Here is a 12,611-nt window from a genome sequence, read left to right on the forward strand (position 1 = left end):
GCTACTCGCTGAGGTCTCGGTGGTGTTCTTCGACCACCCGGTATTCCTCTTCTACCGCGGGGTCGATGGCGTTGGTTTCTACTCGGCGGCGGCGGTTGGTGATGTAGAAGGAGAGGACGATTCCTGCCGCGCCGGCGAGCAGGAGGATGTAGCCGACCACCTGCAGGTTGACCGCGTCCCACGTATCTCGTACGGCGAACGCCAGGACGGCGCCCACCACCATCAGAAAGATGCCCACACCGATACTCATCGGACGTCCTCGCTTCCCGGGCTGCGGCTGTCTGACCTCCTCCCGGTACCCCGACCCATGCGGCTACTTGCCGCCCGAGAGCACTAACTCAAGACGGTCGGCGCCGGCGGGCGTGACAGTGACGGGAACACCCCAGTCCTGGCGGTGCATGTGGCAGGCGGGGAACTCCACCTCGGCGGAGTCGTCGCAGGAGGCGGCCTGGACGGCCACGTGCAGTACGCCGGAGCCGGCGTGCGGATCGATCACCAGCCGCCGTACGAGATCGGTCGAGTCGCCGGCGCCTTCACGAAGCAGGTTGTCCGGGGTGGACGACACCAGCAACCGCGTCGACGGGCCGTAGCGGTCGTCCAGCTTCTGGCCGGGCGGCGGCGTGAAGACGACCTCCAGCGTCACCTCGCCGGCCGCGAGGTCCATCGGCGGACGCTGCGTACGCGTGCTGAACTCGTCCGCGACAGCGGACGCGCCCAACGGGATCCGGGTCAGCCGATGCGCAGCCGACTCGACCACCAGCAGCTCGTTGCCTACGACAACGGCTCCGCTCGGCTCGGCCAGCCCGGTCGCCATCGTCTCGACCGTCCCGGTCGACGGGTCGTACCGCCGAACGGCGCCGTTGTACGTATCGGCGATCGCCACCGACCCGTCCGGCAGCACGGTCACGCCGAGCGGATGCTGCAGCAACGCCTCGCTCGCCTTCCCGTCCCGCAGCCCGAAGTCGAACAGACCGGTCCCGACAGCTGTATGGACAGAGGTGTCGACCCATCGAAGCGCGGAGATCTCCGAGTCGGCCAGCCACAGCCGCTCCCCGTCCGCTGCAAGCCCGCTCGTCTGCGCGAACCACGCCTCGCCGAGCGGACCGTCCTTCAACCCCTCGTTCGTCGTACCGGCCGCAACCGACGTTTCCCCGCTGAACGGGTCGAACGTCCACAACTGGTGCACGCCGGCCATCGCGATCCACACCTTGCCGCCCCACCAGGCGACGTCCCAAGGCGAACTGAGGACGTCGGTGCCGTCCCCGTCCATCCACTGCTTGCCCGTACCGACGAGCGTCGTCACCTCGCCGCTCTGCAGGTGGACACCACGGAGCGCGTGGTTGACCGTGTCCGCGACGACCAGGTCGTACCCGGTCCTCGCCGCGACGTCGTCCGGGAGCAACACCAGTCCGTTCGGCTCGGAGAACCGCGCCTCGGAGTCGCCGCCGTCCACGAAACCACGCTCGCCGGTCCCGATCCGCCGTACGACGGTCGTCGCGTCAGCGGCCAGCTCGACGATGCTGTGGTTGCCCGCGTCCGCGACCAGGAACCCGTTGTCCAGCGCAACCACCTTCGCCGGGAACCGCAGGTCGGTCGGCTCGGCAACAGGTGCGACGTACGGCGACTTGCCGCGCGTCAACGTACCCGCTGCCTCGTGCTCGACCACCAACTCGGACAGCAGCGCATCCAACGCGTGCAGGTGCCCCTCGCCCGAGTACTGCGCGACGATGTACCCGTTCGGATCCACCAGCACCAACGTCGGCCACGCCCGCGCCGTGTAGTTCTGCCAGGTCACCAACTCCGGATCGTCCAGCACCGGATGCCCCACCTCGTACCGCTCGACAGCGGCCCGAACCGCCGCCTCCTCCCCCTCATGCGCGAACTTCGGCGAATGCACCCCCACAATCACCAACGCATCGCCGTACTTCTCCTCCAACGGCCGCAACTCATCCAGCACATGCAGACAGTTGATACAACAAAACGTCCAAAAATCGAGCAACAAAAAGCGTCCCCGGAAGTCGGCCAACGCCAACTCCCGCCCGCCGGTGTTCAACCAGCCACGACCCCGCAACTCAGGCGCACGCACATGCATACCCCCTATTGTCCGCCGCCGCTCAACAGCAGCCTGCGCGGGCCCGATCGCCGGGATCAGCGGGGCAGGATCAGGGTGTCGGTGAGGAGTTTGGCGGTTTTGCGGAGGGTGGCGGGGGAGGAGGAGAGGTCGGTGGCGAGGGTGTAGGGGGTGAGGGGTTCGCCGGGGCCGACCAGGCGGTGGCGGTGGGCGATCAGCCAGACGATGGCTCGGGGCCAGGTGGAGAGGCGGGCCTTGGCGAGCAGGTCGGGGGCGTCGCGGACCAGGCGTTCGGCGATGTCGAAGGCGTCGGGGGCGTACGCCGTGCCCAGCGTTTCGCCGGCCATCAGCCAGGCGTGCGGGGCCAGGACCGACAGGGTTGCGGCCTGGTGGTTGTCGAGACCTTCGAGGTCGGGTTGGGGTGGTGATCCCAGTCCGGCCAGCGCGCGGTAAGCGTCTTCCAGGTCGTTGGTCGCGTCGTCGAGGAAGACCCGTTCGCCGGGCTTCGAGCCGACCGGGTCGATCATCGCGGCGGCCTCCAGCGCGGGCTGCCAGACGTCGACGGCGTCGACCGCCTCCTCGATCGTGTCCAGCGGCAGGTTGGCCTGTTCGCCGGCGAACTCGAGCCAGGCCTTCACCACGACCGGCACCGCGTCGAAGTAGGTGCTGTCGGCAAGCACCTTCCGGGGCAGCCAGTGCGCCAGGAAGAGCTCGACGAGTACGCCGCTGACCCGCAGCGGGCCGCCGACGGTGTGGTCGACCGCGTGGTCGATCCAGAGCCGGACGATGTCCGCCGCATCGTCGGGCAGGCCAACGGCCTGCTGCGACTCGAGGAAGTCCTCGACCAGGTGCTCGCGCTGCCGCGGGGACAGCAGCGGCCGCATCGGCGGGCGGACCGGGCGCTCCGGCATCTGGGTCAGCCGGTTCACCAGCAGGCCGGTGAAGAACTCGAAGTCCTCGCTGACCGGCGGATCGTCGTAGTCCCGGGTCTCGCCGAGCGCCTGCAGGATGATCCCGGCCGCGATCGGCGGCCGCACGGTCCGGATGGTCACCCGGCCGCCGCGCTGGTACGCGTCCAGGACGCGATCCACCGGCGGGCCGACGAACACGTCCTTGATGATCCCGCCGAGGTTGTTGTCGACGAACACCACCAGCGTGTGCGGGTGCTGCTCGTCGTCGTAGTCCAGTACGACGCTGAGGCCGTCGCCGGTGATGTCCTCGGAGACGATCGCGCTGGTCAGCCGGAACCCGGCGATCCGGGTCACCCACTCCGGCACCTCGTCCTGGGTCCGCAGCCGGGACACGTGGGCGCGCTGCAACGGCAACCGGCCGGCCGGACCGACGGTCCGGGCCAGGCTGGTCAGCAGCACGAAGGACTCCAGATCACGGCGTTCACCGAGAACGCGGGCTGCGTCGGCCCAGAAGAACCGCTCGACCTCACCGATCTCGTCCGGGCGCCCGGCCGGCCACAACTGGTCCGCGAGCATCGCCGCCGAGCGGGCCACGGACGCCTCGGCGATCACCGGGTGCAGCGCGGCCGGCACCGCGGCCAGGTCGAGAGTGAGCGTTTCCAGCAGGGTCTCCAGCACAGCGACGCTCGGCGTGGTGTCGACATCGACACCCACCGGCGGCGCGTAGGGCTCGTCGGGCTCGGAGCCGACGAGCCGCAAGTGGCTGCGCCGTCCGTCCCGTCCACTCGGAGACTTGGTCACCTCCGTGAGATTACCGCCCGCGCCCACTCCCCCGCAGTCCCCACCGCGCGCCCTGTGGACAACTCGAACAACGACGGCCCGTGCTCGGCAGTGCACGGGCCGTCAGGAGTCGTCCGGGAATCAGCCTTTCAGCGCACCTGCCATCAGGCCGCCGATGAACCAGCGCCCGAGCAGGATGTAGACGATCAGCGTCGGGAACGACGTGATCAGCGCGCCCGCCATCGAGGCGGCGTAGTCGACCTTCTGACCGCCGGCCAGTGCCGCCAGGCCGAGCGTCACCGGGCCGTTGTTCTGCTGGGTCAGGAACAACGCGAACAGGAAGTCGTTCCAGACCGAGGTGAACTGCCAGATCAGCGTCACCACGAACCCGGAGATCGAGATCGGCAGGATGATCCGCGCGTACGTCTGGACCAGCCCGGCGCCGTCCACCCGGGCCGACTCGATGATCTCGTTCGGCACGATCGTGGCGTAGTAGTTCCGGAAGATCAGCGTGCAGATCGGGATGCCGTAGATGCAGTGCGCGATGATCAGCGTCGGGATGCCCCGGGTGACGTTCAGGTCGGTGAACGTGACCCGCAGCGGCAGCATCACCGCCTGGTACGGGATGAACATGCCGAACAGGATGAACGCGAACACGAGGTTCGCGCCCGGGAACCGCCAGCGGGCCAGCACGAACCCGTTCACGGACCCGATCAGCGACGAGATGATCGCGGCCGGGATCGCCAGCGACAGCGACCGGATCATGTACGGCTGCAGCACGGTCCAGGCGTTGCGCCACGGATCCAGCGTCCACACCTGCGGCAACGACCACTGCCGGGCGGCGGTGGTGTCGGTTGAGTTCTTGAAGCTCGTGATCAGCACGACGTACACCGGGATCAGTACGAACAGCAGGAACAGCAGGAGCAGGACGTAACGCACCGTCCGGCTGCGGCGGGTCGAGCCGTCCGCGATGACCCCGCGGCTCTTCGACGGCTTCCGTCGGATCGCCGCCGCGGCAGTCCCGGTAGGCGACGCGGTATCGGCGCTCATTGCTCGTTCTCCTGCCGGACGGTCCACGCGAGGTACGGGATGACGAGTACGGCGACCACCGCGAGCATCACGATGCCGATCGCGGCGGCCTTTGCCATGTCGCTGCGGAGCAACGTGTTCCACATCAGGATGGCCGGCACCTCGGTACGGAACTGGTTCGGCCCGGTGATCGCGTAGATGAGGTCGAACAGCTTCAGCGAGATGTGGCCGAGGATGATCAGCGCGGACAGCGCGATCGGCGACAGCTGCGGGAACAGGACGTGCCGGTACAGCTTGAACTCCGACGCGCCGTCGACCCGCGCCGCCTCCCGCAGCTCCGGCGGGATGCCCCGGAACCCGGCGAGGAACAGCGCCATGATGTACCCCGACATCTGCCAGACCGCGGGCAGCGCGATGGACGCCATCGTCGTCCATCTACTGCCGCCGGTCCACCACGGATTCTCCAGGAAATGCAGATGGAGAATCTCGAACAACCGGTTCAGCCCGCGCGCGTCGGCGCCCTGGGACGGGTTCAGCAACCAGCCCCAGACCACGCCCGAGGCGATCATCGAGATCGCCATCGGGAACAGGTAGATCGACCGGAAGATCGACTCGCCGGGCACGCCCTTCTCCAGCAGGAGTGCCCACAGCAGGCCGAACACCAGCGTGCCCACGATGAACGCCACCGTGAGCACGCCGAGGTTCTTCAGCGAGTTGAGGAACCGGTCCTCACTGAACAGGTTGCCGTAGTTCTCGAACCCGACGTACGACGCGGGGCCCTTGCGGGCGGTGTGCCGGTTCGTCAGCGAGGTGTTGAAGGACCATGCGATCAGCCCGTACACGAAGTACCCGAGCAACAGCACAGTCGGCAGCAGCACCAGGGCTCCAGGTCCCCAGGTGCGAATTCTTCCGTGCACGCTCAGTCCTCCAACTCGGTAGTCAACTCGCCGTGCATCAGCTCGTCTTCATCGCGGTACCGAGCGCGGACTGCAGCTTCCCGACATCCGGGCTGCCGCTGAACTGGCTCAACGCCGACAGGATGTCGTTGTTCTGACCGGCCGTGCACGCCGCACCGTGGGCGCAGGACGGGACGATCGTGTCCTTCTTCCAGTCCGCCATCGCGCTCTGCTGGTACTTCGGGTAGTCGGCCGGGTCGGCGTCCGAACGGGCCGGGATCGAGCCCTTCTTGGTGTTGAACGCCTTCTGGCCCTCGGCCGAACCGACGACCTTCAGCCAGCACTTCGCACCGTCGGGGTCCGCACCGTTGGTCGGCAGCGTGAACGAGTCGGCGAGGAACTGGAAGTCCTGCGAGGTCCCCGGCGCAGGCCAGTACGTGTACGCCGAGTCCGGGATCTTGTCCGACAGCTGCTGCGCGGCGACCCAGTCACCCATCAGCGTGTAGCCGGCCTTGCCGGTGTTCACGTAGCCCAGCGCGTCCGGCCAGTCGATCGCCTCGCGGTCGGTGTTGGTGAAGGTCAGCAGCGTCTTGTACTTGTTCAGCGCCGCGGTCACGTCGCCACCGGCCCAGTCGGTCTTGCCGTCCCACAGGCCCTTGAACTTGTCCGCACCGAGCTCGCCGAGCAGCACGGCCTCGACCAGCATCTCCTGCGCGAAGCCCTTGGAGATCGCCAGCGGTGCAGCCACTCCGGCGGCCTTCAGCTTGGTCAGGTCGGCGATCCAGGCGTCGACGTTCGCCGGAGCCTTGGTGGCGTCGATGTTCGCCTTCTTCAGCACCGTCGGGTTCGCCCAGACCACGTTCGCCCGGTGGATGTTCGCCGGGATCGAGTAGATCTTGCCGTCCACGGTCAGGTTGTCGATCAGGTTCTGCGGGAACGCCTTGTCCAGCCCGTAGTCCTTGTACAGCTGGGTGACGTCGTCGACCTGGCCGGCGTTGATGTAGTCCTTCAGTTCGGCACCGGCGTGCGCCTGGAACGTGGACGGCGGCTTGCCGGCCTGCAGGTCGTTCGCCAGCACCTGCTTGGCGTTCGAGCCCGCGCCACCGGCGACGGCGGAGTTGACGAACTTGTAGTCCTTGCACTCGGTACCGAACACCGACACGAGGCCGTCCAGACCGGCCTTCTCGCCACCAGCTGCCCACCAGGTGAAGACAGTGACATCCTTGCTCGCCGACGAGTTGCCGCCACTGCCACTGTTGTCGCTGTTCCCGCAGGCGCTCACCGCGAGCAGACCCGCTGCACCCACTAGCGCCAGGGTCTTACTCAGACCACCACGCATGTTTACTCTCCGATCAACGTTGATGGAGCCGCCTGTGACAACGATGCCCCCTTGACGGCCCAACTCTCGAACGGTTACTCGCGAGTGTCAACGTTCCGCGCAGGCGCGTTGCGCAGCCGTGACCCCGCGCACCTTGACAGTGTGAGAGCGCGCACATCCGGTGTTCGAACACCGCGACTGCGCACAGTTTCAGGGGCGCAGCAGGACCTTGATCGCGCGGCGTTCGTGCATCGCGGCGTACCCTTCGGCAACGTCCGCGAGCGGGATCTCCGAGTCGAACACCTGGCCCGGATCGATCTCCCCGGCCAGTACGTCGGCCATCAGGTCCGGCAGGTACGCCCGGCACGGCGCGGCGCCGCCGTTCAGCCCGACGTTCCGGCCGAACATGGTCCCGATCGGCACCTCGACCCCGTGCGGTACGCCGACGAATCCGACCGTCGCGCCGGCCCGCGCGACCTCGAACGCGGTCGTCATCGACTGCTCCGTACCGACGCATTCGAGGACGGCATCAGCGCCGACCCCGCCGGTCAGCTCGAGTACGGCGTCCCGCGCCGCGTCGCCGCGTTCGGAAATGATGTCCGTGGCACCGAACTCCGCCGCCAGCTTCTGCCGAGGCTCATGCCGCGACAGGGCAACGACCCGGGCCGCCCCCATCCGGGAGGCCGCGAGTACGCCGCAGAGCCCGACCGCACCGTCACCGACGACAACGACCGTGTCACCGGCCTTCACCCGCGCCGATCGCGCCGCGTGCCACCCGGTACCCATCACGTCGGACAGCGTGAGGAGCGACGGTACAAGTGAGTCGTCCGGCACCTCGGGCGTCGCGACCAAGGTGCCGTCGGCGTACGGGAGCTTCACGTACTCCCCCTGCCCGCCGTCCGCCTTCGCGCTGCCGTAGCCGACCAGGTTCTGGCAGGCGGTCTGGTACCCGGCGAGGCAGTGCGGGCAGGTGCCGTCGCTGACCACGAACGGCGCGATCACGAAGTCGCCGGGCCGCACCGTGCGGACCTCGGACCCGATCTCCTCGACGATGCCGACGAACTCGTGCCCGATCGGCCGCGGCTGCTTCACCGGGTTCTCCCCGCGGTACGGCCAGAGGTCGGAGCCACAGATGCACGAGGCAACGACCTTGACCACCGCGTCCCCCGGCCCGTCGATCTTCGGATCCGGCCGCTCTTCCAGCCGTACGTCGAACGCTCCGTGAATCACCGTGGCTCGCATGAACCCACACTAAAGGACCACTTCAGCGCATTTTCAGGGGTATCGGCGACCCTGGCTGCCGGCAGGCAGTGTCAAGGATCTGTGGGGTGGAGTGTCATGAGAGTACGAGGCCTGATCGCAGGCGGGGTTGCGGTTGCCGCGGCAGTGGCAGGCTTGGTCCTGCCGGGAGCTTCCCAGCCGGCGAGCGCGGCAGGATCGATCCGCACTTCCGTCTCGCTGGTCGCGCCGAAGTCCGGCGTGTACAACTCCGTGATCAAGTTGACCGGCACCGTCTGGCGCACGGGAACCTCGACGAAGCTGCGCGGCGTAGCCGTTTATCTGCAGCGATCAGCGCATGGGAAGAACCGCTTCGCGACAGTCAGTCACGTCCGCACGAGCGCCACTGGGACCTACGCGTTCTCAGTCAGGCAGCTCTCGGCGTATGACTACCGCACCTATTTCGCTGGGACATCCAGGTACCGAGCCGCGTACAGCCCGGTCCGCTACCCCTACACCAGCCGATACCTGAGCCTCGACTCCATCAGCACGACGGACGCCAACAACGGGGTTCTCCGCGCCACGGGTCACGCGCTTCCAGCCCCTGCGGTGAACACGCCGGTGTACCTGCAGCAGTACTCCGCCGCCAAGGCGTGGGTGACGATCGCCACCGCCAGGACGGTCAGCGGAGGCAAGGTGACGATCGACGCAACCAGGCCGGGATCGCAGTCCTACTACCGCCTGGTCATCGGCCAGGCATACCCGTACGGCCCCGGCATCACCCCAGCCAAACTGTTCGCCCACTACGTCTGGCGCGGCGCATTCACCGAGCCAGCTCTCGCCGGCGGAGACGGAACCTTCACATTCCCTTCCGCCGCGGAAGATCCTCGCCGCAGTGCCTTCTACCTTCAGCAGGACGTGCAAACGGGAGGTGCGTACATCTTCCCGAACACGCTCGGTTGCGTCGCGATGCGAGCGAATACCTCTAACCACGCGCCGGGCGGCCCAACCGACATCACGATGACTGCCAAGGGCCAGCAGCCGACGACCGTTCGGCTGGCGAAGGACGACAATCTCGGTCTCTCCCTCGCCACGCCGCTACCTGTTCCCGCAGGAGAGAGCTCAGCCTCCGAACAGTTTTCCCTGGTGGGCACCAGCAACTCTTTGTTCGGCATTCTCGAGTTGCGGTGCGCCAACTAGATCAGGCCGGAACGGGGATCTTCTCGACCCGCTTCGCGGTCCAGGCGAGCCAGACGCAGGCGGCGGCGAGCAGTACGCCGTGACCGATGCGCAGGGCGGGCGGGCCGAAGAACTGGGGCAGGAACAGGCCGAACCCGACCGCGAACAGGATCGCCGGTACGGTGCGCTGCCGGACCGCGACGATGATCGCGCCCGCGGCCATGGTCAGCAGGCCGACGCCGAACATCGTCATCGCGAACGGGTTGTAGCGCACGTCCTCGGCCAGGTCGAGGATGTTCGGCTGGTGCGCCATCGCGTGCAGGCCGAAGTCCTCGGCGCCGTAGTACGGCAGCGTCAGGCCGGCGCCGATCCAGAACACGATCGCCGCCGTGCGGTTGACGTTCAGCAACGCGACCGCGACCAGGATGAACCCGATCATCGCGCACAGGTGGGCGACGACCCAGGCGGTGGCGCCCATCGCGGCGGCGGCGCCGGACGTGGTCGACTCGTCCTCCCACGGGCGGAGGGCGGGGTAGAGCAGGAACAGAACTCCTGCGACGGACAGCGGGATCCTCATGATTCGTTCCTCAGGCTGGCGAGATACATCCGGACGATTTGGTCGTAGGTCTCGTCGAGGTCCTCGGGCAGGCCGAAGCCGCCTGCCGACTCGATGGACGCGAAGCCGTGGACGAGCACCCGCAGACGCCGGGTGGCATGCACCGCGGCCGGGCCCTCGAGCCCGTAACCGCGCAGCGTGGCGTACATGACGCCGACCAGCTTCTTCCCTGCCGCCTCCTGCACCGGGTCGTGCAGCGGGTCCATCGGCATTGCGGCGTACCGCTTCGGCTGCGCGGCGACGTAGGCGCGATAGGCGTGCATGAGCGCGACGACGGCCTCGTCGCCGCCCATGCCCAGGACGGCGGCGGTGAACTGCTCGGTCATGTCCTCCAGCACCCGGACCCCGACGAGTGCCTTCAGCTCACCGAGGTTCGCCACGTGCTTGTACAGCGACGGCGTGGCGACCCCACAGCCCTGTGCGACGGCGGCGAGCGTGAGGCCGTCCGGCCCGTGCTCGTCGACGATGCCCAGCGCCACCTCGACCACGGCAGCAGGCGTCAGCGACCCTTTAACAACCATAGCCCAGAGGCTAATGGCATTAGCCAGCCGTCGTCAACCGGATTAGATCGAGGCGTAGCGCCCCCGCCGGTGGACCAGGGCCGGTACGTCGTCCACGCCGAACTCGACGTGCACGATCTCGAGCTGGATCTGCAGGCCCCAGCCGACCTCGGGCGGGTCCGGATCGACCAGCGTGCAGCCGGCCCAGGTGGAGACGCCGACCGGCGCCGGTCCCCAGTCGGTGTCCGTCCAGTCGATCAGCCGGAACGGCCCGCCCGGAGCCGGCGCCACGTACCCGAACGCGTCGGCCAGCTGGCGGTGCGGTTCGCCGAGCAGCGACACCACCGCGGTCCTTGCCTCGCGCAACGTTTCCCACAGGTCCGAGTCCGGGTCGAGCATCCCGATCACGTACCCGGGCTCGCCGTCCGCGACCAGCATCGACGACACGGTGAGCCCGGCCCGCTTCCCCTCGTACGCCGTCGTCCACAAGCCGACCGGCGACGGCAGCCGCCCGCGGAACCGCCGTACCGGGCTCCGCTCGGACTCGGGCGGGAGGAACGGGTGATCACCGTGAATCGTCACTGCGCCACGGTAACCCGCTCCGGCAGGCTGAACCGGTCGAGCGGGTACGAGGTCAGGCCACTGGAACCGCGGACCTCCGTCACCGCACCGCTCGGGTCGAACGTGAACTGGTACGCCTCGCCGTACGAGCCGTAGCCGTTGCCGCCGGAGACCCGGACGACGTCGCCTTCGACCTCGAGCGGCTGGGGCTCGTCGGCCGGGTTCGGGCCGGACGGGTCGGTGGCGTAGAGCCGGCCGCCCAGTACGACGAAGTCCGTGATGCCCCACAGGTTCGCGAACCGGCCGGTGAAGCGGGTCAGGTCCTGGTCGCCGCGGTCCTTCGAGGCGGCGAGGTCGAGCAGCCGGAACAGGCCCTCGGCCAGCTGGGAGGCCGGGCCGTCGATCGCGTTCGTCAGCACCGACACGACGATGCGCTGCTCCGGGTCGACGAGCGTACGGGTGATGTGGCCCGGGTACCCACCGCCGTGTCCGAAGACCTCCCGGTCGCCGACCTTGGTGACCGCCATGCCGAGGCCGTACCGCGCCTTCTCGTCGCTGCCGGTCGTCCACAGCGGGTGCTGCATCTCGCGCTTCGACTTGTCCGACAGCAGCCGGTCGTCGCCGGGCAGGTGCGCGGAGAAGTACGTGACCAGGTCGTGGGCGTTACCGAAGAACCCGGTCGCCGAAGCCAGCGCGCGGGTGTCCACATGCTCGATCGGTACGCGGGTGTCGGCGTACGCCAGCGCGCTGTAGCCGGCGGCGTACTCCGAGAGCCGCTTCGGGTCCAGCTCCGGACCGAGCCCGGCCAACCCGAGCTTGTCCACGATCGCGCTCTGGACGTACTCGTTGTACGACAGACCGCTGGCCGCCTCGACAACGAGCCCGAGCAGGCCGTAGCCGATGTTCGAGTACTTGAACCGCTCGTTCTCCGGGATCACCGCGGACGTGTCGTTCCGCAGTACGGCCAGGAGCTGGTCGCGGTCCGGGAACGCCGTCGCCAGCTGCCACCAGTCGGCGTCGCCGCTGTCCCGGGTGATGCCACCGGCGTGCGCGAGCAGTTCGCGGACGGTCCGCTCACCGGCCGGCGTACCGACGATCTCGGTGACGTGCTGCGCCGCCTTGTCGTCCAGCCGCAGCCGGCCCTGCTCGACCAACTGGAACACAGCGGTCCCGGTGAACGTCTTCGAATGCGACGCGATCCGGAACAGGTGCTGGTCGGTCAGCGGCACGTCGTTCTCCACGTCGGCACGGCCGTAAGCCTTGGAGAACACGACGCCGTCCCCGGCATAGACCGCGGCCTGAACGCCCGGGACCCGCTGGTAGCGCTGGTTGAACGCCAGCCAGCTGTCGTAGTAGGCGAGTACCTCGGTCAGATTCTGCGTCACGGCTGTCTCCTGGACGGTCGGCGGATGAAGCTTCCGCATCAGGGTCTGCCAACGCCGCTTCAGGAGCAACTCAGCACCGTGTGTATCACCATGAACAGAGGCTGGCCCCACACGCAACCGCGCGCCCCTCGGGACCAGCCTCTGGCT

12 protein-coding genes are annotated in these 12,611 nt (G+C 68.1%); 1 reads left to right on the forward strand and 11 read right to left on the reverse strand.

Going from position 1 to position 12,611, the window contains the following annotated elements:
• Position 1: 1 nt before the first annotated feature.
• From ACFYRU_RS09420 to ACFYRU_RS09450, 7 genes are all read right to left on the reverse strand, one after another.
• The gene (locus tag ACFYRU_RS09420; protein WP_387655151.1) at positions 2-250 is read right to left on the reverse strand and encodes a DUF6458 family protein; all 249 of its coding nucleotides are present in this window, start codon (positions 248-250) and stop codon (positions 2-4) included.
• 63 nt (positions 251-313) lie between these two features.
• Positions 314-2,092, reverse strand: a complete 1,779-nt coding sequence (locus tag ACFYRU_RS09425; protein WP_387655153.1) for an NHL domain-containing thioredoxin family protein — start codon at positions 2,090-2,092, stop codon at positions 314-316.
• A gap of 56 nt (positions 2,093-2,148) precedes the next feature.
• Entirely contained in the window at positions 2,149-3,783 is a 1,635-nt protein-coding gene (locus tag ACFYRU_RS09430) for a hypothetical protein (RefSeq protein ID WP_387655155.1), read from the reverse strand.
• A 120-nt stretch (positions 3,784-3,903) separates the two neighbouring features.
• Complete coding sequence (locus tag ACFYRU_RS09435) at positions 3,904-4,812, reverse strand: carbohydrate ABC transporter permease (RefSeq protein WP_387655158.1); 909 nt, start codon at positions 4,810-4,812, stop codon at positions 3,904-3,906.
• On the reverse strand, positions 4,809-5,708 hold the full coding sequence (locus tag ACFYRU_RS09440) for a carbohydrate ABC transporter permease (protein ID WP_387655161.1): 900 nt from the start codon (positions 5,706-5,708) through the stop codon (positions 4,809-4,811). Before ACFYRU_RS09440 ends, ACFYRU_RS09435 begins: the two co-directional genes overlap by 4 nt.
• A gap of 37 nt (positions 5,709-5,745) precedes the next feature.
• Positions 5,746-6,993: an ABC transporter substrate-binding protein gene (locus ACFYRU_RS09445; RefSeq protein WP_387655163.1), complete on the reverse strand. Its 1,248-nt coding sequence runs from the start codon at positions 6,991-6,993 to the stop codon at positions 5,746-5,748.
• A gap of 222 nt (positions 6,994-7,215) precedes the next feature.
• Positions 7,216-8,247, reverse strand: coding sequence for a zinc-dependent alcohol dehydrogenase family protein (locus ACFYRU_RS09450; protein WP_387655166.1), 1,032 nt, complete (start codon positions 8,245-8,247; stop codon positions 7,216-7,218).
• A 96-nt stretch (positions 8,248-8,343) separates the two neighbouring features.
• On the opposite strand from ACFYRU_RS09450, the gene ACFYRU_RS09455 reads away from it, so the two are divergent.
• A complete protein-coding gene (locus tag ACFYRU_RS09455) occupies positions 8,344-9,423 on the forward strand; it encodes a hypothetical protein (protein WP_387655168.1) in 1,080 nt (359 codons plus the stop codon).
• A 1-nt stretch (position 9,424) separates the two neighbouring features.
• On the opposite strand, the gene ACFYRU_RS09460 is transcribed toward ACFYRU_RS09455, so the two are convergent.
• Genes ACFYRU_RS09460 through ACFYRU_RS09475 form a run of 4 tightly spaced genes read right to left on the reverse strand, consistent with a single transcriptional unit; the run spans position 9,425 to position 12,464 of the window.
• Entirely contained in the window at positions 9,425-9,979 is a 555-nt protein-coding gene (locus ACFYRU_RS09460) for a hypothetical protein (protein ID WP_387655171.1), read from the reverse strand.
• Positions 9,976-10,539, reverse strand: a complete 564-nt coding sequence (locus ACFYRU_RS09465; RefSeq protein WP_387655174.1) for a TetR/AcrR family transcriptional regulator — start codon at positions 10,537-10,539, stop codon at positions 9,976-9,978. Before ACFYRU_RS09465 ends, ACFYRU_RS09460 begins: the two co-directional genes overlap by 4 nt.
• Positions 10,540-10,581: 42 nt before the next feature.
• Entirely contained in the window at positions 10,582-11,100 is a 519-nt protein-coding gene (locus tag ACFYRU_RS09470) for a flavin reductase family protein (RefSeq protein WP_387655176.1), read from the reverse strand.
• Complete coding sequence (locus ACFYRU_RS09475) at positions 11,097-12,464, reverse strand: serine hydrolase domain-containing protein (protein WP_387655179.1); 1,368 nt, start codon at positions 12,462-12,464, stop codon at positions 11,097-11,099. Before ACFYRU_RS09475 ends, ACFYRU_RS09470 begins: the two co-directional genes overlap by 4 nt.
• Positions 12,465-12,611: the final 147 nt, after the last annotated feature.

It is taken from the genome of Kribbella sp. NPDC004536 (assembly GCF_042873835.1).
Taxonomy (GTDB): domain Bacteria; phylum Actinomycetota; class Actinomycetes; order Propionibacteriales; family Kribbellaceae; genus Kribbella.

Excerpts from the sequence above, each read along its gene's own strand:
- ACFYRU_RS09420 (WP_387655151.1), bottom strand. The coding sequence starts at position 250 with ATGAGTATCGGTGTGGGCATCTTTCTGATGGTGGTGGGCGCCGTCCTG.
- ACFYRU_RS09425 (WP_387655153.1), bottom strand. The coding sequence starts at position 2,092 with ATGCATGTGCGTGCGCCTGAGTTGCGGGGTCGTGGCTGGTTGAACACC.
- ACFYRU_RS09435 (WP_387655158.1), bottom strand. The coding sequence starts at position 4,812 with ATGAGCGCCGATACCGCGTCGCCTACCGGGACTGCCGCGGCGGCGATC.
- ACFYRU_RS09450 (WP_387655166.1), bottom strand. The coding sequence starts at position 8,247 with ATGCGAGCCACGGTGATTCACGGAGCGTTCGACGTACGGCTGGAAGAG.
- ACFYRU_RS09455 (WP_387655168.1), top strand. The coding sequence starts at position 8,344 with ATGAGAGTACGAGGCCTGATCGCAGGCGGGGTTGCGGTTGCCGCGGCA.
- ACFYRU_RS09460 (WP_387655171.1), bottom strand. The coding sequence starts at position 9,979 with ATGAGGATCCCGCTGTCCGTCGCAGGAGTTCTGTTCCTGCTCTACCCC.
- ACFYRU_RS09465 (WP_387655174.1), bottom strand. The coding sequence starts at position 10,539 with ATGGTTGTTAAAGGGTCGCTGACGCCTGCTGCCGTGGTCGAGGTGGCG.